This window comes from Nonomuraea angiospora (genome assembly GCF_014873145.1).
Lineage (GTDB): Bacteria > Actinomycetota > Actinomycetes > Streptosporangiales > Streptosporangiaceae > Nonomuraea > Nonomuraea angiospora.
Window position 1 is genome coordinate 6,868,091 of the sequence record NZ_JADBEK010000001.1, and the last position, 21,815, is coordinate 6,889,905.

Genomic DNA, 21,815 nt, shown 5'->3' on the forward strand with positions numbered 1-21,815 from the left:
GCGCCGGGCCCAGCCAGGCGGCGTGCCTAGCCGGGCGGCGGCTCGCGCAGCACGTAGCCGACGCTGCGGAGGGTGTGGATGAGCCGCGGCTCGACGTCGTCCACCTTGCGCCTGAGGTAGGACACGTACGACTCGACGACGCCCGCGTCACCGCCGAAGTCGTAGTTCCAGACGTGGTCGAGGATCTGGGCCTTCGACAGCACCCGCCCCGCGTTGACCATGAAGTAGTGCAGCAGCTTGAACTCCGTCGGCGACAACCGCACCTGCCGGCCGCCCCGCCACACCTCGCGGGCGTCCTCGTCCAGCTCCAGGTCGGCCACCTTGAGCCTGCTCGCCGGCGCGCCCTCCCCGCGCGTGCGCCGCAGCACCGCCCGGATCCGGGCCTGCACCTCTTCGAGGCTGAACGGCTTGGTCACGTAGTCGTCGCCCACCCGCAGGCCCGCGATCTTGTCCTCGGTGTCGCCGCGGGCGGTCAGGAACAGCACGGGCGCGTCGATCCGCTTGGCCACCTCGAACCCGTCGAGATCCGGCAACATCACGTCGAGCACCACGAGGTCGGGCGAGGCCCGGTCGGCCACCTCCACGGCTTCCTGCCCGTCGGCGGCGGTCAGCACCTCGAACCCGGAGAAGCGCAGGCTGGCGGACAGGAGGTCCCTGATGCTGGGCTCGTCGTCCACCACCATGATCAGCGCCTCGGGTTTCGTCACCTACTTAGAGTGACCCAGCCACCTGAGGGTTAGCTGAAGGCTCACTCCAAGGCGAGTGGGAGTTCCACCCGGAAGGTGGAGCCGGCCTCCGGGGAGCTGTCCAGCGTGACCGTGCCGCCGTGGGCCTGGACGAGCGCCTGCACGATGGCCAGGCCGAGCCCGCTGCCCCGGTCCTCGCCGGAACGGCGGCGCGATCGTGCGGAGTCGGCCCGGTAGAAGCGTTCGAAGACGTGCTCGACCTGCTCGGGCGTGAGTCCGGGGCCGTTGTCGACGACCTCGAGGAACAGCGTCTCCGAGCCCGCCCCGATGCGCACGATGATCGGCGAGCCGGGCTCGGTGTGGATGATCGCGTTGGTGACGAGGTTGCTGATGACCTGGCGCAGGCGTACCTCGTCGCCGGAGACGATCAGGGCCGCGCCGCCGACCACGTCCAGCTTGATGATCCGGTCGGGCGCGAGGATCCTGGCGTCCTGCACGGCGTCGGCGGCCAGCGCCAGCATGTCCACCGGGCGCATCTTCAGCGGCCGCTGCTGGTCCACTCTGGCCAGTAAAAGGAGGTCGTCCACCAGCAGGCTCATCCGGCCCGCGGCCTTCTCCACCCGCTGCATCAGCTCGGCGGGGTCGGCGCCGGGGTTCTGCCTGGCGTACTCGGCGAAGCCGCGGATGGAGGTCAGCGGGGTGCGCAGCTCGTGGGAGGCGTCGCCGACGAACTGCCGCATGCGGTCCTCGGAGCGGCGGGCCGCCGCCTCCGACGCCGACCGCGCCGCGAAGGCGGCCTCGATCTGGGCGAGCATCCCGTTCAGCGAGTTGGCCAGGCTCCCGACCTCGGTACGCGGGTCGGCGTCCGGCACCCGGCGGCCCAGCTCACCGCCCGCGATGGCCTCGGCCGTGCGCTCGATCTGGCCGAGCGGTCGCATGCTCCGCCGTACGATCGTGATGCCGGCAACGGTGAGGAGGAGCAGTATGCCGCCGCCGCCGAGCAGCTCGATGAGCACGAGCCGCCTGGTGATCGCGTCGACCTCCTCCAGGTCCACCGCGACCACGAGCGTCTGCCGCTGGACCACGCGCTCCAGCACCCGCCACTCGCCGTCCCCCTTGATCGCCGGCGTCGTGTACGCCTCCGTGCCCGGCGAGGGCGACAGCACCGGCTTGGGCTTCAGGTCCACGTCGCGGTCGGTGAGCATCGGCACGAAATCGCCGCCCGGCTCCTTGACCAGGACGATCGCGTCGGACTCGATGATGATCGGCCGCTCGGAGGTCTCCCTGTCCTTGCGCCAGTCGCTCACGACCTTCTTGTGCATGCGGGCGTTCAGCAGGCCGAGCTGGCTGTCCACCCGGTCGATGAGGTAGCCGTGCAGCACCGAGACGCTCACCAGGCCGATGAAGGTCATGCCGAACCCCAGCAGGGCCAGCATCGACGCGATGAGCTTGATTCGGAGCGGCAGGCCGCGCATCAGGGGCTCGGTGGCAGGCGTAGGACGTATCCGACACCGCGCAGGGTGTGGATGAGCCGGGGGCTGCGGTTGTCGATCTTCCGGCGGAGCACGGACACGTACGACTCGACGATGCCCACCTCGCCCCTGAAGTCGTAGTCCCACACGTGGTCGAGGATCTGCGGCTTGGACAGGACGCGGCCGGCGTTCGTCATGAAGTAGCGCAGCAGCTTGAACTCGGTCGGCGACAGCGCCACCGCGTTGCCGCCGCGCCACACCTCGTGGCTCTCCTCGTCCAGCTCGATGTCGGCGAACGTCAGCCGCGGCGGGGCGGCCGGGAGGTCGCCGTTCGTACGGCGCAGGACCGCGTGGATCCTGGCGACCACCTCCTCCAGGCTGAACGGCTTGGTCACGTAGTCGTCGCCGCCGATCGTGAGCCCGCGGATCTTGTCCTCGGTCTCGTCACGGGCGGTCAGGAACACCACGGGCGTGTGCAGCCCGCCGCCGCGCAGCCGCCGGACGATCTCGAATCCGTCCAGGTCGGGCAGCATGACGTCGAGCACGACGAGGTCGGGCCGGTGCCGTTGCACGGCGGCGACGGCGTCGTGGCCGCTCTTCGCGGTGGTCACGTCGAAACCCGCGAACCTCAGGCTCGCGGCCAGGAGCTCGAGGATGTTGGGATCGTCCTCGACGATCAGCAGGCGTGATTCCATCACATCCAAGGATGCCCTCATCGGACGAGTGCTGGGACAATTCCGGCAATGTGCCGGGCAATCGCCAGGCTGGAGGTGGCGGCGGGCGAGGGCGCGTTGCGCACCAGGACGATGTTGCCGTGCACGTCCACCACGAAGTCGTCGACCAGGCGGCCGTCCCTGGCGACGGCCTGGGCGCGGACGCCGCCGGGGGCCCGTACGAGGTCGGCGGCGGTGAGCTCGGGGACGTAGCGGCGGGCGCCCCTGACGAACGCGCCTTTGACGAGGGACCCGTAGACCTCCTTGATCCCCGTACGCCAGTGGCTCCTGGCCATGCGCAACGTCCCCGGCCAGCCAAGGATTTGACCGAAATTTCGGATATTTCGCCAGGTGTAGCCTTCGTAGGCCAGGGCGAGCACCGCGTTCGGCCCCACCAGCACCCCGCCGTCGATCTGGCGCGTCAGATGCACCCCCAGGAACGGGTAGCGCGGATCCGGCACCGGATAGATCAGCCCGCGGACGAGATCCTTGGCCGCGCCCTGGAGAGCGTAGAACTCCCCTCGGAACGGGACGATCCGCACATCCCCCGGATGCCCCGCCATCCCGGCCACCGTGTCGGTGCCCAGGCCGCCGCAGACCACCAGCCGGTCGAAGGTGAACTTCCGCCTGGCCGCGAGCACGTCCACGCCCCCGGAGCGCTCCCTGATCGCCCTGACAGGGTGCGAGAGCCGTACGGACCCGCCCATCCCCTCCACGTCGAGCGCGAGCCGGCGCGCGACGGCGGGGAAGTCGCAGATCGCGGTGTGCGGCGAGTGGATCGCGCCGACGCCGACGGCGTGCGGCTCGATCTCGCGCAGCGCCAGCCCGTCGAGCTCGGCGATGCCGGGCACGCCGTTGGCGCGCGCCCGCTCGGCCAGCGCGCTCAGCAGCGGCCGCTCGGCCCGGGTGCTCGCGACGACCAGCTTGCCGACCTCGTCGTACGGCAGCGCGTTGGCGGCGCAGTACTCCTTGAGCAGCGCCACGCCCTCGCGGCACAGCCTGGCCTTGAGCGAGCCCGGCTGGTAGTAGATGCCCGCGTGGACGACGCCGCTGTTGTGGCCGGTCTGGTGGCCGCCGACGTGCGGCTCCTTCTCCAGCACGGTCACCTCGGCGCCCCGGGTCCTGGCCAGCTCGCGCGCCACGGCCAGGCCGACTATGCCCGCCCCCACGACTCCGATCTTCTCCGTCACACGACGATTTTCCGGCTAACCGGCCGTCCCCGCTATATCAGGGCGATCCAGCGCTTGAGCCGATGCGCACAGCGGGCCTTTCCCGGACATCCAGTCGAACATGAGTACGATGGCGGCATGTATCTTCCGCCGGAGTGGCCGCCCGAGGTCCGGCCACCCAGCGTCCCTGACTGGGAGCTGTCCGCCACGACCTGGCTCCTGGACGCGCTCCCGCCGGACTACCGGCAGCACGAGGTCCTCCGGCGCCATCCGATCGCGCTGGTCAGCATGGCGAGCTATCACGTCAACGCCGCCGTCGAGGCGGCCAGGACCGGCTACCGGAAGGCCGCCGTCGACCTGAAGGGGCACCTCCCGCCGCACGCGGTCGAGGCCGTGCTCGACGTCTATCGGCACGAGGGCCCGCGCCTGGTCCGGCTGGCCCGCTCGATCGAGGTGGTCGGGCAGGCCCTGCGCGGGGACATGTTCACCGCGACCCTGCGCGGGCGGGGGCGCAGGGATCCCTCGCCGTCCTGAAGCAGGTCAGGGCCGGGGGATGGCGACGGCGTCGTACGGCGTGTCCGGGGCCGGCGTCGTGTCGAAGCGGGCGTTGGGGAGGTACAACCGGGACCCGAAGGCGGCCACGGTCGCCGGCACGTCGAACCTGGGATCGCTCACCCGCCGCACGACGCGGCCCTCGGTCCCCGTCGCGTTCAACCGCAGGACGGCCACGGCGTTGAGCCGGTTCTGCACCGCGAACAGCGTCCGGCCGCGCAGCAACAGGCCGTCGCCTTCCCGCAGCGACTCGCCGTGCAGGTCCACCCGGCGGGTCGCGCCGGACGGGTCGACGTGGAACAGCCCGCCGGTGTTCGACTGCACGACGATCAGGCCCCGGCCGTCCGGAGTGGGCGTGATGCCGTTGGCGTTGAAGCCGTCGCCGTACTGCAGGTCCCCGGTGAGCGGGATCCGCACCGCGCCGGCGGGCAGCCGTCCGCCGCGCAGCGGCAGCTTGTAGAGCACCGGGTTGGTGGAGTCGGTGAACCAGGCGGCGTTCTGGGTGAGGATGACGTCGTTGACGAACGCCGGGCCGGTGACCAGCCGGTAGGAGGCCAGCACCCGGCCGGTGCGGGAGTCGACGACCCGCGCGTCACCGCCCGTGCCGCCCGCCACGAACAGCCGCCCCCGCGAGTCGAGCTTCATGCCGAGCGACGGCGTGCCGGGTCCGCGGCTGATGATCGCGCCGCGCCCGGTGCGCAGGTCGGCGCGGTAGATGGAGCCGTCGGCCATGGAGCTGATGAAGGCGAAGGGTCCGGCGCCGGTGGCGATGCCCTCGGGCCGGAAGCCGTCGGGCAGCGAGATCGAGGCCGGAAGTTCCCCTGCCCACCGGTCGGAGTCCGCTCCGGCGGAGCCGCCCAGGGTGACGGCCAGCGCGAGCGCGGCGAGGATCGCGCCGAGGGCCCTGATCGAGCGCGTCACCTGCCGCCTCCGGTCGAGGTGAACGCCGCGGCGTGGTCGCGGGCGAAGTCGGCGATGTCGCGCGGAGGGCGGCCGAGCAGGGCGGCGACCGTGCCGGTGGTGAAGTCGCCCCAGCCGCGGGCGTACGCCTGCGCGTACTCCTCCAGCATGTCGACGATCCAGGCCGGGACGCCGTAGCCGAGCAGCGTCTTGCGCTTGGCGTCGTCGCCGACCGGCAGGTAGGTGACGGGCCTGCCGAGAGCGAGCCCCAGGTGCCCGGCGACCTCGTCGAACGTCAGCGAGCGCGGGCCGGTGAGCGTGTACGTCTCGCCGTGGTGGCGATCCGGGTCGTCGAGGAGCACGCGGGCGGCGCACTCGGCGATGTCGCGTACGTCGATCATGCCGATCCGCGCCGAGGCCAGGTTCAGCGAGAACGTGCCGGTGGCGGCGATGTCGCCCGCCTCGTTCAGCAGGTTCTGCATGAACCAGTGCGGGCGCAGGATCGTCCAGCGCATGCCCTGCCGTTCGAGCTCCCGGTCGGCCAGCGCGTGCAGCCTGCCGCTGCGGTTCGGCGCGTCGTGCGCCGCGCCGACGACGGACAGGCGGACGACGCGCTCCACACCCGCCTGGCGGGCGGCCCACACGGCGTTCATGCTGTTCTCCGGGGCGCGCGGGCCGTTCGGGGTGAGCAGCCACACGTCCCGCACGCCCTCGAAGGCGGGCGGCAGCGACCGCGCGTCGTCGAGATCGCCGACGAAGACCTCGGCTCCCCGCTCGGACAGGCCGTCCGCGCGGGACTTGTCGCGGACGAGGGCGCGCAGGTCGACGTCGGCTCCTTTCAGCGCGTCGATCAGCGCGGTGGACACGGTTCCGGTGGCCCCGGTGACCAGTACGGTGCGCGACACGTTCACTCTCCTTTGGCAGTGGCGGGGGTACGGGGCGCGGTCTTCGGGGGCTCGCCCGCCGGCCGCTTGACGGTGACGCGTTCCAGGACCCAGAGCACGACGGTCCCGGCCGAAAGGGCGGCGCCCAGGACGAACACGCCGGTCCAGCCCGCGCGCACCCAGACCACGGACGCCAGCGCGGATCCCACCGCGCCCCCGGCGAAGAAGACGGTGAGGAAGGCCGAGTTGATCCGGTTGCGGGCCTCGGGCCGCAGCGCGAAGAGGACGTTCTGGCTGCTGTTGAGCACGGCCTGATGCGCCAGGTCCAGCACGACCACGCCGGCGAGCAGCCAGATCAGGGACCGCGCCCCAGCCGCGAGCGCCAGCCAGGACGCCACCAGCAGCACCGTCCCGGCGCCGGTCACGACCTGGACGTGTCCGCGGTCGGCCAGCCGCCCCGCCACCGTGGCGGTCAGCGCGCCCACGACGCCGACCAGCCCGAAGAGGCCGATGGCCGGCTCCGTCCAGTCGTACGGCGACCCCGACAGCAGGAAGGTCAGCGCCGTCCACAGCACGCTGAACGAGGCGAGGCTCAACGCGCCGATGCCGGCCCGCCACCGCAGCAGCGGCTCGCGCCGGAACATCGCCACCGTCGAGCGCAGCAGGCCGAGGTAGGTCAGGCGGCCGCCGTCCCCGCCGAGCCGGGGCAGGACCGTACGCAGCAGCACGGCCATCAGCGCCATCAGTGCCGCGTTCACCCAGTAGACCGTCCGCCACCCGCCCAGCTCCGACAGGGCGCCGGACGCGGTGCGTGCCAGCAGCAGGCCGAGCATCAGCCCGGTCATCACGGTGCCGACCACCCGGCCGCGCTCGGCCGGGTCCGCCAGAGTCGCCGCGAACGGCACCACGACCTGCGCTCCGACCGAGGTCAGCCCGGTCAGGGCGGTGCCGGCCAGGAGCACCGTGCCGTTGGGGGCGGTGGCCGACACCAGCAGGAACACCGCGGTCGCCGCGTAGAGCGACACCGCCAGTCGCCGCCGCTCCACCAGATCGCCGAGCGGCACCAGCAGGATCAGCCCCAGCGCGTACCCGCCCTGCGCGGCCGTCACCACCAGCGCCGCCTGCGACGGCCCGACGTCCAGCTCCCGGCCGATCAGGTCAAGCAGCGGCTGCGCGAAGTAGTTGCCGGCGACCGCCAGCCCGGTCGCCACTGACATGAGCAGGAGCAGCCCGCGCGACAGGCGGGCGTCCGTCTGAGAGGTCATCGCCGTCATGCGGACAGCCTGGGCGATAGGCCATCAATGAGTCCAACGCATGTTTTTCATCGGAACGATCGCGTTTCACGATCGATCATCCCGGGTCAGCGGGTGCGGCGGGCGATGAAGGTGATGGTGCCCAGGGCGGTCGCGGCGGCGGCGATCCAGATCAGGATGTCCTTGGCCGTTAAGCCGGTCGCGCCCGGGTCGGCGGCCGCCTGGGTGGCCGTGCCCGTGTCCTTCACGGGCGGCTGCGGCGCCGCCGAGGTGGGGCTGGGGGTGGTGGCGGGGCGGGCGGTGGCGGGGATCGCGACGCGGTAGACCGGGCTGCGGGGCCCCTCCGAGCCGGTAAGGAGGGACCTGCCGTCCGCCGTGTACGTGATCGACTCCGCCTGCTTCAGCTCCGGCATCGACACCCTGGTGATCATCTCGCCCGACGGGCGGTAGAGGGTGGCGGAGAAGTAGGTGCGGACGACGTACGAGGAGCCGTCGGGGGCGTAGGCGGCGTCCGTGGCCATGAGGGGCGCGGCGGCCACCTTGCGCAGGACGTTCGTCCTGTCGGTGCGGAGCTTCTTCGGCGCGGCGTAGACGGACCCCGAGAACTCCTTGGACACCACGTAGAGGCGCCCCGTCTTGGGGTTGATCATGATGCCTTCCGCGTTGCGGCCGCCGTCGGCGTAGCGGAAGCGGTAGCGGGTCGCGGGCAGGGTGGCGTCCTTGATGGTCTGGGGCTCCACCACGCGGTAGATGGAGACGTCCGGCCAGGCCCCGTTGAGGTTGTCGCCGATGTCGGCGAACCACAGGGTGGCCTGCCCCGTGGCCGGGTCCTTGGTCGCGGCCATGGCTTCCCAGTCTCTCGCCTGGGCGCCCCGCACCTGGAAGGTGGCCCGCGTCCGCCCCTTGCCGTCCACGGCGTAGAAGGTGGGGCTGGCGGAGCTGTCGTTGTGCGTGTAGTAGATGTCCGCGTGCGTCGGCGAGACGGCCAGGCCGCTGGACTCGGTGATCTTGGGGTCCTTGAAGGTGAAAAGCTTCTCCATCCCCTCGTCCGCCACCGCCGCACGGGCGGGAACGGTGAACAGCACACAGGTGGCCATCGCCACAGCCCCCGCGGCGGCCAGCGCCCGCATCAATCCATCCCCCACTCCGACATCATGCCCCACGAGTCGCCGCCCAAGACCGACCTCCAACGCCGCCACTCGGGTCCGCGTTGATAGCGGGTGGAAGGAGACGCATGGACCCATATGAGGGCTTTAGAGAGTTTGTCCGCGGGCGCCAGCACGTGCTGATGCGTACCGCGTACCTGCTCACCGGCGACGGCCCACAGGCCGAGGACCTGCTGCAGACCGTCCTGATGCGTACGGCCAGGCACTGGCGGAAGCTGATGAAGGACGGCAATCCGGAGGCGTACGTCCGCAGGGCGCTCGTCAACGAGCACATCTCCTGGCGGCGGCGCAGGCGCGCCAAGGAGACGCTCACCGCGTACCCGCCGGAGATCGAGCGCGGGGGCGGCCCCGAGGACGAGAGCCTGCACCGCATGGCGCTGCAGCGGGCCCTCCTGCGCCTGACGCCCCGGCAGCGGGCCGTGCTGGTCCTGCGGTACTACGAGGACCGCAGCATCGACGAGACCGCCGACCTGCTCGGCTGCTCGCCCGGCACGGTCAAGAGCCAGACCAGCCACGCGCTCGGCCGCTTACGCACGCTCGCCCCCGAGCTGGCCGATCTGCTCCACGACGTCGATCCCGAGGAGGTCTACCGATGACCCGGTTCCGTGACGAGCTCCACCTGATCGCCGCCCAGGCGCCCGAGGTCGACCTGGCCGAGCGGGCGGTGCGAGGGGCGCGCAGGCGGAAGGCGGTGACGTTCGGCTCGGGGCTGGCGTCGCTGGTCGCGGCCGCGCTCACGGCCACCGTCCTGGTCACCACCCCGGGCGGCGCCACGTTCAGCGGCCAGATCGCGGACGCGCTGCCCGCCTCCGGCGTGGACCCGGCCGCGTACGCGTACAACGACTTCTGCGGCATGGAGTGGACCCCGAAGAAGACCCCGGCCCTCGACACGGAATGCGCCCAGTGGCGGTTGGTGACCAGCACCGGCGGGAGCTTCCGGATCGCTGACGCGCTCAGCGTGTACACCAGGCAGGTTCCCGAGAGGGCCATGAACACCATCGCCCCCGTGACGATCTCGTCGGACGGGAAGCGGGTCGCGTACTACAGCGACAAGGACCAGAAGTTCGCGGTCCGGGACCTGACCGACGGCCGGATCCGGCTCGCCCCGCAGACCGTCACGCAGGGGGCGGCGGCGAAGAACGGGACGGTGCCGGTGCTCTCCCCCGACGGGCGCTTCCTCGGCCTGGCGGGCCGGAGGAGCTCCGTGGTGGACATGGAGACGGGCCAGGTGACCGAGATCCCCGAGGGGTGGAGCGTGCGGCGGCTCGGCAACGGTGGGAGCCCGGTCGTGGTCGGCGACGGCAAGGACCGGCTGGGGCTGTTCGGCGACGGGAAGGTGACGCCGTTGAACCAGACTTCGAAGGAGGTCAGCGAGCTGTCCGCGGACGGGCGCACGCTGGCCTACCTCGACGGCCAGGAGCTCAAGGACGACACCGTGACCCACGACTTCGACGCGATCGTCACTCTCGACGTCACCACCGGCAAGGTCCTGTCCAGGGCCACGTTCACCGACACCCCGGAGGGCTTCGGTCACCCGCGGATCGGCGGCTGGCACAGCCCCACGGAGGTGGTGCTCAGCGACGTGCTGCGCGACACGTCCTGGGGGGGCAAGAAGGACGGCATGCCCACGCTGGGCAGGGCCACGTACACGATCGACGTCGACACCGGCCGGATCCGCAAGCTCGACGAGTACACGTACAAGGCCCGGTCGGGCGACCTCGTCCTGCCGGGGTTCTAGCCGACGAGGACCCGCCCGACCTTGGCGCTGTGGCGGTGGAAACCGGTGCCCTGGAGCACGACCAGGAGCCCGTTGGCCACCGCCATGGCCACCCAGAGGCCGGTGATCCCCCAGGTCCTGGCCACGGGTACGGCGGCCACGACCAGCAGCCCGTACCCGATCGCGAAGTAGGACAGGCTGGCGGCGGAGCGCTTGAGCGCGGTGAGGCCGAAGCCCTGCACCGCCTGGGCCGCGTCCAGCAGCGACGCCAGCAGCATCAGCGGCAGCAGCCCCTGCACGCGCTCCCGCACCGCGGCGTCGTCGCTGAACAGCGCCAGCAGGTGCTCCCCGAACCCGAGCAGCAGGCCCGCCCCGGCGAACGTCCCCATGACGGCGAGCAGGGCCGCGGCCCGGTTCGCCCGGCGCGCACCCGCCGGGTCGGGGGCGCGGGCCACGTCCGGCACCGAGGCCTGCGCGACGGAGAGCGAGGCCACCATGATGAAGCCGGTGAGGGTGGTCAGCACCGCGTGGGCGGCGGTGTCGCGCGTGCTCGTGGTGCCGGCCGCGAAGGTGACGACCCCGAGCACGCCGAACTTGATGAGCACGGTCCCGGCCAGCGGGATGCTGACCTTCGCCAGCGCGACGATCTCGCCGATCCTGGGCCGGGACTGCCCGACGGGCCGACCGAGCGCCCGCCGCACGGCGAAGGTCGCCACGAGCGCCGCCGCCGAGCCCGAGATCAGCCAGGCCAGGCCCACGCCGGTGAGCCCGAGCGGCGGCACCAGCACGGCGGTGAGCCCGCCCAGCACCACGCCGGAGACCAGGGTCGGCCACAGCACGCTGCGGGGGCGCCCGAGCGCGATCAGGATGGTGCTCGAACCGCCGGTGGAGGCGAGGACCAGGAGGGACGCCGCGAGGAAGTACGGCAGCAGACCCATCTCGCGCACCACCTCGCCGGGCACCCCGGTGGCGCCCGCGATCAGCGGCACGCAGACCACGGCGAGCGCGCCGACCAGGCCGGTGGCCAGGCTGAGCCAGCGCGCGTCCCGCACGATCGGCACGGCCGCCGCCGGGTCGTCCCGGTATGGAGCCACGAACGGCCCGAGCCCGCGCAGCGCGCCCTGCACCGCCGCGCCGGCGGGGTTGAGCACGGCGGTCACGACCGCGAACGCGGCCAGGGTGACTGTGTCATGCTTGCCGAGCACCGAGGTGACCACCAGGGAGCCGACCATGCCCGCGACCATCGCCAGGAACAACGGCAGGGCGGCGCGGAGTAACGCGATCACGAAGCGCGGGTGTCCGTCAGCGCTCCATTCGAGATCATGGACCTAGTGTATGGCCTGGAGTGCGCTCCAGGTCTTTAGGGTTGAAGTCATGGATTACGTCAACCTCGGACGCAGTGGCCTGCAGGTGAGCCCGCTCTGCCTCGGCACCATGAACTTCGGCCCCCTGACCACGGAGGAAGACTCCTTCGCGATCATGGACCGGGCCCTGGAGCTGGGGATCAACTTCTTCGACACGGCCAACGTGTACGGCTGGAAGCTGGGCGAGGGCATCACCGAGCAGATCATCGGCCGGTGGTTCGCCCAGGGCGGCGGGCGCCGGGAGAAGACCGTCATCGCGACCAAGCTCAACGGCAAGATGAGCGACTGGCCCAACGACCAGAAGCTGTCGGCCCTCAACATCCGCAGGGCCTGCGACGCCTCGCTGAAGCGGCTGCAGACCGACTACATCGACATCTACCAGGCACACCACGTCGACCGGGACACCCCGTACGAGGAGTTCTGGGAGGCGATGGACGTCCTGCGCCAGCAGGGCAAGATCATCTACGTGGGGTCGTCCAACTTCGCCGGCTGGCACATCGCCAAGGCCCAGGAGGCGGCCGCCCGGCGTAACGTCAACGGCCTCATCAGCGAGCAGTCCCACTACAACCTGCTCACCCGCGCGGTCGAGCTGGAGGTGCTGCCCGCGTGCGAGGACTACGGGCTCGGCGTGATCCCGTGGAGCCCGCTGGCCGGCGGCCTGCTCGGCGGCGTGCTGCGCAAGATCGACAAGGGCCGCTCGGCCTCCGAGCACATGGTCAAGCAGCTCGACAAGCACCGCGACAAGATCGAGCAGTACGAGAAGCTCTGTGACGAGCTGGGCGAGGACCCGGCGTACGTGGCCCTGGCCTGGCTGCTCAAGCAGCGGGCGGTGGTCGCGCCGATCATCGGCCCGCGCACCCTGGAGCAGCTCGAGGGCAGCCTGCGCACCCTGGAGATCGACCTCGACGAGGCCACGCTGACCCGTCTCGACGAGATCTTCCCCGGCCACCGCACGGCCCCGGAGGACTACGCCTGGTAGCTCAGCTCACCAGTGCGCCGACGACGACGATGAGCAAGAGCAGGCCGAGCACAATGGGCAGCAGCCACATGCGAGGACGATCCACGGTCTGGAGCCTAGCTCTGCCCGGAGGGTGCGAGCGCCCATTCGGCGAGTGACTCGTACCTCACCTGGGACCCTGCGTGACTGCGGACGAGACGGACCTGCTCCGCCCGCCACGGCGAGCCGCTGAACCCGGACAGCGACTCGACCAGCGGGCGCAGGTCCGTCTCGGTCTTGGCGCGGGCCAGCGTGAGGTGCGGGTGAAACCGTTTCTCATCGGTCTGTACGGCCCCGGCCCGCCGGGCGCCCGCCTTGACCGAGTCCGCCAGCCTCGTCATGGAGTCGCCCGTGACGCCCACCCAGAAGACCCTGGCCCGGCGGGCGGAGGAGAAGGCGCCGAAGCCGGTGAAGGCCAGGTCGAGGACGCTGTAGCGGCGTACGGCGCGGGCCAGGCGCTCCTCCAGCTCGGGCAGCACCTGCTCGGGCACCTCGCCGAAGAAGCCCAGCGTGATGTGCCAGGTGGCACGGTCGGGCCAGCGCAGCCCCGGCACCTGCCCGACGTGCGGCGCGATGGCACGCGAGATCTCGTCCAGGATCTCGTCGGGCGGCACCAGCGCCGCGAACAGCCTCATACCACCTGATTGTCTCTTGCCGGCCTGCCGCCCGAGCCCCAGGGTGGGGGCTCAGGCGACCGCGAGCGCCGGCTTCGCGACGCGGGCGCTGATCAGGCGCGTCACCAGCAATGCCAGCCCGGTGCCGACGAGCACCAGCACGCCGGACAGGATCACGCCCGCCCGCGGCCCGCCCAGCTCCGACAGCCAGCCGATCAGCGGCGCGCCCACGGGAGCCCCGCCGGTGAACACCAGCATGTAGATCCCCATGACCCGGCCCCGCATGTCGGGGGACGTGGCGATCTGGACGCTGGCGTTGGCGGCCGTGTTGATGGTGATCAGCGCGATCCCGGTCGGGATCAGCAGCAGCAGGTAGACGGGGTAGAACGGGGCCAGCCCGGTGGCGATCTGGAAGAGCCCGAACCCGAGCGCCCCGGCCATCAGCACCTTGCGTGACAGTCGCGCCCGGCGCGCGGCCAGCAGCGCTCCCCCGAGCGCTCCCACCGCGAACATGCTGGAGGCCAGCCCGAACGAGGACGCCCCGGCCTTGAACACCTCGCGGGCCATGAGCGCGATCGACATCGAGAACGACTGCGAGAACATCGACACGAACCCGATCAGCAGCACCGGCATGAGCAGCTCTTCGCGCTCGATCACGTACCGGAGCCCCTCGCGGAGCTGGCCCTTGGCCCTGGGGACGGGCGCGGCGGGGTTCAGCTCGGACTTGCGCATGAAGACCAGGCTGGAGATCACCGCGCCGAAGGTCGTCGCGTTGATCAGGAAGATCGGCCCCGTGCCACCGAGCACGTAGATCAGCACACCGGCGAGCGCCGGGCCGACCACACGGGCGAGGTTGAAGATGGAGCTGTTCAGGGCGATGGCGTTGGACAGGTCGCGCCGGCCGACCATCTCGACCACGAACGCCTGCCGCGTGGGCACCTCGACGCAGGAGATCAGGCCGAGCAGGAACGCCATCACGTACACGTGCCAGACCTGGGCCGAGCCCGTCATGGTGAGCACGCCGATAGTCAGCGCCAGGACGGCCATGAGCGACTGCGCGCCGATGAGGATGGGCCGCTTGGGGTAGCGGTCGGCGAGCACGCCGCCGAACATCCCGAAGATCAGCATCGGCAGGAACTGCAGCGCGGTCGCCGTTCCGAGCGCCGCCGCGCTGCCGTGGGTCAGATCGAGCACCAGCCAGTCCTGGGCGGTGCGCTGCAGCCAGGTGCCGACGTTGGAGACGATGCCACCTGCCGCGAACATGCGGTAGTTAGGAATCCTGAGCGACCGGAACATCCCGGTCTTGGGTTCTTCAGGCTCTATATCCTGCTGAGCTTCTCCAGAATCGGCGCCGCCTGCCGCAGCACCGCCCGCTCCTCCGGCGAGAGCTCCTTCAGCCGCTGCGTCAGCCACGCCTCCTTGCGGCGCCGCTCCTCCTTCAGCAGCTTCTCGGCGGCCTCGGTGATCGTCACGGTCACCTGTCGCCGGTCGGTCGGATGCGGGCTGCGCGAGACCAGGCCGCGCTCCTCGAGGGCGGCGATCACGCGGGTCATCGAGGGCGGTTGAACCTTCTCGAGCTCGGCCAATTCGCCGGGGGTTATCCCGGAATGCCGTGCTGTCTGACTGTCGCGCCCGCTTCGCTCCTCGTTGGCTCGTCCCTCGCTCTCTCGTCGCGAGCTCCTGCGCTCGATCGCGGCGAGCGTCGCGAACTGCGTGGGAGTCAGCGAGTGAGCTGCCGCCTGTCGTCGTAGCCGCCTGGTCAGCCTTGCCATTGAGACGCGCAGGGCTGAAGCCAGGCCTGCGTCGCTGCGCAGGTCCGTCTTGGGCTGGGTGTTGGTTAGCATTACTCATTACCTTTGCTAACTATACGGCATGTCGAGAAATTTCCGAAAGCAAATATCTGGTACCTCCTTGGTACCTCGAAGCCGCCCCGCACGCGCAGGGCGGCTTCAAGGCGTGCTCAGACGCCGAAGAGCACCCGGATCGGCCCGATCGCGAAGTACAGGACGAACAGCGCCGTGACCCCCCACAGCAGCGGGTGGACCTCGCGCGCCTTGCCCCGCACGGCCTTGATCAGCACGTAGCTGATGAAGCCGGCGCCGATGCCGTTGGAGATCGAGTACGTGAACGGCATGATCACGACGGTGAGGAACGCCGGGATCGCGACCTCGAAGTCGTTCCAGTCGATGTCCCGGATCGAGGTCATCATCAGGAAGCCGACCACGATCAGCGCGGGCGCGGCGGCCTCGTACGGGACGACCGTGACGAGCGGCGCGAAGAAGATCGCCACGAGGAACAGCAACCCGGTGACCACGCTGGCCAGACCGGTGCGGGCGCCCTCGCCGACACCGGCGGCCGACTCGATGTAGGTGGTGTTGGAGGAGACGGAGCCCGCGCCGCCGGCCGCCGCGCCGATCGAGTCGACGAGCAGGATCTCTCTGGTACGCGGCAGCGTCCCGTCCTCCTGCACCAGGCCCGCCTGGCGGCCGACGCCCACGATGGTGCCCATGGTGTCGAAGAAGTCGGTGATGAGCAGGGTGAAGACGAACAGCACGGCCAGCAGCACGGAGATCCTGCTGAACGCGCCGAACGGGTCGAACTCCGTGAACAGCGTGAGCGGGTTGTGGAAGCCGAAGATCTGGTCGGGGATCCCCGGGACGTTCAGCTGCCAGCCGCCGGGGTTCTTGGCCGAGAACTGGCCGGACTTGGTGATCAGCTCCACGACGATGGCCAGCACGGTGGTGCCGACGATGCCGATCAGGATGGCGCCCTTGACCTTGCGCGCCACCATCACGGCCGTGGCGAGCAGGCCGACCACGAACACGAAGATCGGCCACGAGGTCAGGCTGCCCCCGATGCCCATCTCCAGCGGCGGCCCCGCCGGCACGCGCCGCACGAAGCCGGCGTCCACGAAGCCGATCAATGCGATGAACAGGCCGATGCCCACGCTGATGGCGGTCTTGAGCTGGGCCGGGATGGCATGGAAGACCGCCGTCCGAAGCCCGGTCAGCACCAGGATGGCGATGATGACGCCTTCGAGGAAGACCAGGCCCATGGCCTCTTCCCAGGTCATCACCGAGGCGAGGTTGAAGGTGACGAAGGCGTTCAGGCCCAGGCCCGCCGCCATCGCGAAGGGCACCCGGCCGACGACGCCCATGAGGATCGTCAGCACGCCCGCCACGAAGGCCGTGCCGGCGGCGACGAGCGCCACGTTGGGCTTCGTGCCGTCGCCGATGACCTGGTTCTGTACGTCCGTGCCGTTGGCAATGATGATGGGGTTCAGCACCACGATGTAGGCCATGGTGAAGAACGTGGCCAGGCCGCCCCGCACCTCACGGGAGACGGTCGAGCCTCGTTGGGAGATTTGGAAGAAACGGTCGATAGCGTTACGAGTGTCGCTCACGACGCGAAGAGTGACAGGCCGGATGAGCTGGGAAAAGAGTCGGTGATGAGATCGAGACCCTATTGGAAGCTAGGCTGGACAACGTGAAGCAGTGGCATCCCGATCCGGAGCCGATCAAGACCAACGACACGGCCGCCGTCGCCATCGGCACCGCGGTCTGGGCCGTCGCGCTCGTCGCCCTGTTGATCTTCCGTCCCGCCCCCGAGAACACCTGGTGGATCTGGACCTGCGTGACGGGGATCGGCTTCGGGCTCTTCGGCATGTGGTTCGTACGCCGCCGGCAGCGAAACTGACATTCGTCATCTCCAGCGCTTCGCCGAAGTCATCCGGATGTGGTGTTTCCATCCACTACATCGACATATCCCGGCTTCAGCATGCTTGTCGGTATGAAGAAGGCCATTGGGACAGTCCTCCTGAGCGCGATGGTGCTCGCCGGCTGCGGCACGACCGCCCGGCCGCCCGCCCAGGACCCGGGTACGGTCGCGTGGAGCACCTGCACCGACCTCATGGGCCCGGACGGCAAGCCGGCGCCCCCAGCCCCCGGCGTCGAGTGCGGCAAGCTCAAGGTCCCGCTCGACCACGCCAGGCCGGACGGTGAGAAGATCGACCTGGCGCTCATCCGCGTCAAGGCCACCGGCGACCGCCTCGGCTCGCTGGTCTTCAACTTCGGCGGCCCCGGCGCGTCCGGCGTGGACACGATGGCGCAGGCCGCCAGGGCGTTCGGGAGCCTGGGCACCCGCTACGACCTGGTCAGCTTCGACCCGCGCGGCGTCGACCGCAGCTCCGGCGTCAAGTGCGGCGGCCAGATCGCCAAGCTGCTCGCGTCGACGACTGAGACCGACGGCGACCGGCTGGCCGCGGAGTTCGCGGCGGCGTGTCAGCAGGACTCGGGCAAGCTCCTGCCGTACGTCGGCACCGTGAGCGCCGCCAAGGACCTCGACCTGCTCAGGACCGCGCTCGGCGACAGCAAGCTCAACTATTTCGGCCTCTCGTACGGCACGCACCTCGGCGCCGTGTACGCCACCCAGTTCCCCAAGAACGTCGGCCGCTTCGTCCTGGACAGCGCCTTCGACCCCACGGTCACGTGGGAGCAGCGGGCGGTGACGCAGGCGGAGGGCTTCGACCACGCGTTCCAGGCGTTCGCCAAGGACTGCGTGGCGCAGAGCTGCGAGCTGGGCGCCGACCCCGCCGCCGTCGAGAAGGCGGTCGTGGGCCTGCTCGACGGGCTCAAGGACAAGCCGCTCAAGGTGGGAGACCGGGAGCTCACCTACGGGCTGGGCCAGCTCGGCGTCATCACCCCGCTCTACAGCAAGGCGACCTGGCAGGTGCTGGAGCAGGCCGCCGCGGCGGCGATCAAGGGCAACGGCACGGCGCTGCTCATGCTGGCGGACGCGTACACGGGGCGCAGGCCGGACGGGACGTACGCGACGATGATGACGAGCCTGCAGGCGATCAGCTGCGCCGACACCGCCGAGCGGCCCACCACCGCCGACCTCGCCAAGGTCAACGACCGCGTGGAGAAGATCTTCCCGGTCCTGTCGGCCAAGGGCTCGGGCGCCCCCTGCGCCCACTGGCCGGTGCCGGGCGACGACGCGGCCAAGCGCATCGACGCGACCGGCTCCGGGCCCATCGTGGTCATCGGCGGCAAGGGCGACCCGGCCACGCCCTACCAGTGGGCCACGCGGCTCACGGACCAGCTCAAGACGGGCGTCCTGGTCACGTACGAGGGCGAGGGCCACGGGGCCTACCTGACGGGCAACGCGTGCGTCATGCGGACGGTGGACGCGTACGTGCTGGAGGGCAAGGTGCCCGCCAAGTCCACCACCTGCGCGGCCTGACGCCGCAGGGGAGGCACCACGGGGGCGCCTCCCCACCGGCGGTCAGGACAGGTCGGCCTCGGCGAGCAGGAGGGGCACCGACTCCGGGTCACGCAGCAGCGCGGCCACCGCCAGCCGGTCGTTCCACTGGCCGGTCGCCCAGGCCAGGCCGCGGGCGAGCCCGTCGAGCCCGGTGCAGTGGACCATGCCCTCGAAGAAGCGCCACGTGCACTCCACCCCGTCCACCAGCAGCTTCTCGTGCTCCACGTAGCTGGTGGGCGCCGTGGGCAGCAGCGCCTGCACCTGCGGCGGCACCGGGCGCACCTGGCCCTGCGAGGTGACCTCCCCGGAGGTCAGCTCCCCGGCCAGCGGCAGATCGAGCAGCTCGGACAGCGACTCCGCCAGGTCGTACGGGGCCAGCACCAGCGGCCGGTCCGCCACGAGCTGCAGCAGGTCGGGCGCCTCCACCACCACCGCGTCCTCCGCGGCGGCCACCACGATGGAGCCCGCCAGGACCGCGCGGACCCGGGACGGCGGAGCCACCCGGGACGGGTCCACGCCCGCCAGCGCGATCCACAGGGCCCGCAGCTGGGCCCGGTCCACCTCGACGGCCGGGTCGGCCATCAGGTCCAGGAGCTCCTCCGGGCCGCCGTGGGAGGCGAGCAGCTCGGGCAGCGTCGTGCGCACCCCGAGCATCGACAGGGCGGCCTCGTCGAGCCCCGCGGGCGCGTCGGCGTAGAGGCCCTGGAGCAGCGGGTCGGCGCCGGGCAGCCGCAGCTCCAGCGGCTTGCGCCCGTCGAGCACCGGGTGGTTGGCCAGCCACCACGCCGTGTAGGACGGCACCTCCACGCCGGCCACCCGCAGCGGGTGCAGGGCGGCCCGCAGCGGCGGGCGGCTCAGCAGCGCGAGCGCGGCCGGCCAGTCGGCCACCAGCTCCAGGTCGCGCACCGCCAGGAACTCCGGCACCATCGGCGGCACGCCCAGCTCGGGCAGCAGGTCGAGCACGTGGTCGAGCCAGTCGTCCTCGCCGTCGAGGTCGTGGTCGCAGTCGTCCTGGTCGAGCAGCACGTCCGCCTCGTGGACCGTCGCGAACCCGTCGAGCACCCCGGCCGCGGCCAGCACCCGCGCGCCGTACTCCTCCTCCAGCTCGGAGGCGGCCACGCCGAGGTGCGTGCCGGGCTCCAGGAGCCCCGCCAGCGCCCCGTCGGCCAGCATGAGCTCACCGGCGGGGTAGAGCTCGCCGTCGGTGCCGCGCAGGGCCAGCTCGGCCAGCCACGGCGCCTCGCCGGGCGCCAGCGCCGAGGCCTCCACCAGCGACAGCACGGCCCGCGCCACCGGCTCCGGGTCGGGGCTGTCGAGCGACTGCGCGACGGCGGCCTTGGTCAGCGGGTCTTCGAGGATCGTGCGCGGCGTGGCCTCGGCCGCGCCCAGCCTGAGCAGCGCCTGGTGGGCCGCCTCGGGGTGCACGATGCGCAGCCCCAGCGGGCTGAGGTCCAGCTCGGCCCCGCCGTCGGTGAGGATCAGCGTGCCGCGCGGCCCGCGCACCAGCCGACCGTCGGTCAGCGGCACCGGCAGGGCGCCCAGCGACTCGGGATCGTCGGCGGGCAGCACCTCGTAGAGCGAGCGCCACCACGACGGCTCGCGCGCCTCCACGGCCTCGCCCGACAGCAGGTCGATCACGTCGGCCAGCTCGACCCTGCGCACGCCCAGCGCGGCCATCGCCGGATGCCTGGCGGGCCACCCGGCGGGCAGCAGCCCCGGCACGAAGTCGGCGACCGCCGCGAGCAGCTCGGCGGAGCCGGCGGCCACCACGGCCGCCTCCCGGCCCGCGACCACCCACCCGTCGCCCTCGGGCTCACGGGCGGGGTGCTCGACCTGCCACTGCGCGTCGGGCTCGTAGACCTCCGCGTCGGCGAAGGACGGGGTCTGCACGGCGGGGGCGGGCGCGGACAGCGCCGGCAGCAGCGGCGTCGAGGGCAGCCTGGCCAGCACGGCCCGGCGGATCCTGGCGTCCAGCTCGCCCTTGCCCATCAGCGACGGCACCAGGTCGAGCAGCTTGGGCGTGCGCGGCAGCTCCTGGAGCAGGCGGACGTAGGCGTCGGCCACCCGCTCGACCAGGAAGTCGGCCAGCGGCCCCTTGGCGAAGTGGCGCCGGTCGGTGGCCATCGGGAACGACGCGATCAGCAGCGCGGGCAGGTCGAGCGGCTCGTCGCTGGGCGTCGGCGCGTGCACCACCGGCGGCACCGCGGCGGGCAGCGGCCCGGGCTCGCCGGTGCCGGTGAGCGGCACGGCCCAGCGCAGCGACCAGTAGGGGCGGGCGCGCTCCTCGGTGGGCCGGTCGGCGAAGAGCCGGCCCACCTCCTCGGCCGTGAACTCCCCCGACTCCGAGACCACGTGCCAGCCGTCGGCGGCCACGGTGCGGACCGACCCGTCGAGGTCGACCTCGATGGCCTCCAGCGCCGGCATGCCGAGCAGCAGCGCCGGGCTGGTCTCGGCGAGCATGCGCCGGACCGCGTCCACGCAGACCGGGTCGCGCAGCGGCAGGCGTACGACGGTGTCGAAACCCTCGGGCACGTCGAGCGCCGGCGCGTCGAACGGCAGCCTGAGCAGCGGAACGTGCCCCGAACGGTCTGCCAGCTCGCCCGCGAGCGCGGGGATCTCCGCCACCGCGGCGGCGGTCTCCGAACGCGACCAGCGGACCGCGCCGCTGCCGCGCGAGCAGATGGCGGGCTCGTCGCAGACCGAGACCACCGCGGCGAACCCGACGCCGAACCGCCCCGCCGCGCCCACCTCGTCGCGTTTGCCGGAGACGCGCAGCGTCGACAGGCCCTCCACCCCGGTCGCGTCGAGCGGGGCGCCGGTGTTGGCGGCCGTCAGCACGTCGCCCCTGAGCGTCAGCCGCAGCACCCCCGGCACGCCCGCGCGCAAGGCCGCGTCGGCGGCGTTCTGGGCGAGCTCGACGATCAGCCGGTCCCGGTAGCCGCCGAGCGCGAAGTCCTCTTCGGCGTTGGCGTCTTCGCGGAACCTCGCGGGCGAGGCCGTCCACGCGGAGAGGACGGCGGCTCGCATCCGGTCAGTGCCATAGGTGTCGGTCATCGATCACGATCC

At 71.5% G+C, this 21,815-nt stretch carries 20 protein-coding genes; 6 read left to right on the top strand and 14 right to left on the bottom strand.

The genetic code is table 11. The features are described from left to right. Window positions 1–26: 26 nt before the first annotated feature. The 4 genes from H4W80_RS31025 to lhgO form a co-directional block, all read right to left on the bottom strand. Complete coding sequence (locus H4W80_RS31025) at window positions 27–683, bottom strand: response regulator transcription factor (protein ID WP_225965453.1); 657 nt, start codon at window positions 681–683, stop codon at window positions 27–29. Between the two features lie 65 nt (window positions 684–748). Beyond that, entirely contained in the window at window positions 749–2,161 is a 1,413-nt protein-coding gene (locus tag H4W80_RS31030) for a sensor histidine kinase (protein ID WP_192788323.1), read from the bottom strand. Then, window positions 2,161–2,853, bottom strand: a complete 693-nt coding sequence (locus H4W80_RS31035) for a response regulator transcription factor (protein WP_225963761.1) — start codon at window positions 2,851–2,853, stop codon at window positions 2,161–2,163. Before H4W80_RS31035 ends, H4W80_RS31030 begins: the two co-directional genes overlap by 1 nt. Before the next feature lie 17 nt (window positions 2,854–2,870). Further along, a complete protein-coding gene (gene lhgO, locus H4W80_RS31040; RefSeq protein WP_318787145.1) occupies window positions 2,871–4,061 on the bottom strand; it encodes an L-2-hydroxyglutarate oxidase in 1,191 nt (396 codons plus the stop codon). Window positions 4,062–4,178: 117 nt separating this feature from the next. On the opposite strand from lhgO, the gene H4W80_RS31045 reads away from it, so the two are divergent. Further along, window positions 4,179–4,574, top strand: coding sequence for a hypothetical protein (locus tag H4W80_RS31045; protein ID WP_192788324.1), 396 nt, complete (start codon window positions 4,179–4,181; stop codon window positions 4,572–4,574). Window positions 4,575–4,580: 6 nt separating this feature from the next. Here the strand turns inward: H4W80_RS31045 and H4W80_RS31050 are convergent, their stop codons facing one another. The 4 genes from H4W80_RS31050 to H4W80_RS31065 form a co-directional block, all read right to left on the bottom strand. Continuing rightward, window positions 4,581–5,513, bottom strand: a complete 933-nt coding sequence (locus H4W80_RS31050; protein ID WP_192788325.1) for an SMP-30/gluconolactonase/LRE family protein — start codon at window positions 5,511–5,513, stop codon at window positions 4,581–4,583. Further along, on the bottom strand, window positions 5,510–6,397 hold the full coding sequence (locus tag H4W80_RS31055; protein WP_192788326.1) for an SDR family oxidoreductase: 888 nt from the start codon (window positions 6,395–6,397) through the stop codon (window positions 5,510–5,512). The genes H4W80_RS31050 and H4W80_RS31055 overlap by 4 nt, the downstream gene beginning before the upstream one ends. Before the next feature lie 2 nt (window positions 6,398–6,399). Next, window positions 6,400–7,641 carry an MFS transporter gene (locus H4W80_RS31060; protein ID WP_225963762.1) on the bottom strand — a complete coding sequence of 414 codons (1,242 nt, stop codon included), beginning with the start codon at window positions 7,639–7,641 and terminating at the stop codon, window positions 6,400–6,402. 95 nt (window positions 7,642–7,736) lie between these two features. After that, window positions 7,737–8,774, bottom strand: a complete 1,038-nt coding sequence (locus H4W80_RS31065) for a hypothetical protein (protein WP_192788328.1) — start codon at window positions 8,772–8,774, stop codon at window positions 7,737–7,739. 89 nt (window positions 8,775–8,863) lie between these two features. Between H4W80_RS31065 and H4W80_RS31070 the strand changes: the two genes are divergently transcribed. Next, complete coding sequence (locus H4W80_RS31070; RefSeq protein WP_192788329.1) at window positions 8,864–9,391, top strand: SigE family RNA polymerase sigma factor; 528 nt, start codon at window positions 8,864–8,866, stop codon at window positions 9,389–9,391. Continuing rightward, the gene (locus H4W80_RS31075; RefSeq protein WP_192788330.1) at window positions 9,388–10,533 is read left to right on the top strand and encodes a PD40 domain-containing protein; all 1,146 of its coding nucleotides are present in this window, start codon (window positions 9,388–9,390) and stop codon (window positions 10,531–10,533) included. Before H4W80_RS31070 ends, H4W80_RS31075 begins: the two co-directional genes overlap by 4 nt. On the opposite strand, the gene H4W80_RS31080 is transcribed toward H4W80_RS31075, so the two are convergent. Then, entirely contained in the window at window positions 10,530–11,798 is a 1,269-nt protein-coding gene (locus H4W80_RS31080) for an MATE family efflux transporter (protein ID WP_192788331.1), read from the bottom strand. The genes H4W80_RS31075 and H4W80_RS31080 overlap by 4 nt on opposite strands. An 88-nt stretch (window positions 11,799–11,886) precedes the next feature. Here H4W80_RS31080 and H4W80_RS31085 point away from each other — a divergent pair, with 88 nt between their 5' ends. Beyond that, window positions 11,887–12,855 (top strand): aldo/keto reductase, encoded by a 969-nt coding sequence (locus tag H4W80_RS31085; RefSeq protein WP_192788332.1) that lies wholly within the window; start codon window positions 11,887–11,889, stop codon window positions 12,853–12,855. Between the two features lie 95 nt (window positions 12,856–12,950). On the opposite strand, the gene thpR is transcribed toward H4W80_RS31085, so the two are convergent. The 4 genes from thpR to H4W80_RS31105 form a co-directional block, all read right to left on the bottom strand. Next, the gene (thpR, locus tag H4W80_RS31090) at window positions 12,951–13,508 is read right to left on the bottom strand and encodes an RNA 2',3'-cyclic phosphodiesterase (protein WP_192788333.1); all 558 of its coding nucleotides are present in this window, start codon (window positions 13,506–13,508) and stop codon (window positions 12,951–12,953) included. 51 nt (window positions 13,509–13,559) lie between these two features. Further along, complete coding sequence (locus tag H4W80_RS31095; RefSeq protein WP_192788334.1) at window positions 13,560–14,783, bottom strand: MFS transporter; 1,224 nt, start codon at window positions 14,781–14,783, stop codon at window positions 13,560–13,562. A gap of 23 nt (window positions 14,784–14,806) precedes the next feature. Next, entirely contained in the window at window positions 14,807–15,331 is a 525-nt protein-coding gene (locus H4W80_RS31100; RefSeq protein ID WP_192788335.1) for a MarR family winged helix-turn-helix transcriptional regulator, read from the bottom strand. A gap of 116 nt (window positions 15,332–15,447) precedes the next feature. Beyond that, window positions 15,448–16,890: an NCS2 family permease gene (locus tag H4W80_RS31105; RefSeq protein WP_192788336.1), complete on the bottom strand. Its 1,443-nt coding sequence runs from the start codon at window positions 16,888–16,890 to the stop codon at window positions 15,448–15,450. A gap of 83 nt (window positions 16,891–16,973) precedes the next feature. On the opposite strand from H4W80_RS31105, the gene H4W80_RS31110 reads away from it, so the two are divergent. Next, a complete protein-coding gene (locus H4W80_RS31110; protein WP_192788337.1) occupies window positions 16,974–17,183 on the top strand; it encodes a DUF2530 domain-containing protein in 210 nt (69 codons plus the stop codon). Between the two features lie 93 nt (window positions 17,184–17,276). Further along, window positions 17,277–18,728, top strand: coding sequence for an alpha/beta hydrolase (locus tag H4W80_RS31115; RefSeq protein WP_192788338.1), 1,452 nt, complete (start codon window positions 17,277–17,279; stop codon window positions 18,726–18,728). Window positions 18,729–18,770: 42 nt separating this feature from the next. On the opposite strand, the gene H4W80_RS31120 is transcribed toward H4W80_RS31115, so the two are convergent. After that, window positions 18,771–21,803 carry a sacsin N-terminal ATP-binding-like domain-containing protein gene (locus H4W80_RS31120; RefSeq protein WP_192788339.1) on the bottom strand — a complete coding sequence of 1,011 codons (3,033 nt, stop codon included), beginning with the start codon at window positions 21,801–21,803 and terminating at the stop codon, window positions 18,771–18,773. Window positions 21,804–21,815: the final 12 nt, after the last annotated feature.

Coding starts and splice junctions, on each gene's coding strand:
- H4W80_RS31045 (WP_192788324.1), top strand. CDS start 4,179: ATGTATCTTCCGCCGGAGTGGCCGCCCGAGGTCCGGCCACCCAGCGTC.
- H4W80_RS31035 (WP_225963761.1), bottom strand. CDS start 2,853: ATGGAATCACGCCTGCTGATCGTCGAGGACGATCCCAACATCCTCGAG.
- H4W80_RS31025 (WP_225965453.1), bottom strand. CDS start 683: ATGGTGGTGGACGACGAGCCCAGCATCAGGGACCTCCTGTCCGCCAGC.
- thpR (WP_192788333.1), bottom strand. CDS start 13,508: ATGAGGCTGTTCGCGGCGCTGGTGCCGCCCGACGAGATCCTGGACGAG.
- H4W80_RS31070 (WP_192788329.1), top strand. CDS start 8,864: ATGGACCCATATGAGGGCTTTAGAGAGTTTGTCCGCGGGCGCCAGCAC.
- H4W80_RS31075 (WP_192788330.1), top strand. CDS start 9,388: ATGACCCGGTTCCGTGACGAGCTCCACCTGATCGCCGCCCAGGCGCCC.
- H4W80_RS31085 (WP_192788332.1), top strand. CDS start 11,887: ATGGATTACGTCAACCTCGGACGCAGTGGCCTGCAGGTGAGCCCGCTC.
- H4W80_RS31115 (WP_192788338.1), top strand. CDS start 17,277: ATGAAGAAGGCCATTGGGACAGTCCTCCTGAGCGCGATGGTGCTCGCC.
- H4W80_RS31120 (WP_192788339.1), bottom strand. CDS start 21,803: ATGACCGACACCTATGGCACTGACCGGATGCGAGCCGCCGTCCTCTCC.
- H4W80_RS31030 (WP_192788323.1), bottom strand. CDS start 2,161: ATGCGCGGCCTGCCGCTCCGAATCAAGCTCATCGCGTCGATGCTGGCC.
- H4W80_RS31100 (WP_192788335.1), bottom strand. CDS start 15,331: ATGCTAACCAACACCCAGCCCAAGACGGACCTGCGCAGCGACGCAGGC.
- H4W80_RS31095 (WP_192788334.1), bottom strand. CDS start 14,783: ATGTTCCGGTCGCTCAGGATTCCTAACTACCGCATGTTCGCGGCAGGT.
- H4W80_RS31060 (WP_225963762.1), bottom strand. CDS start 7,641: ATGACCTCTCAGACGGACGCCCGCCTGTCGCGCGGGCTGCTCCTGCTC.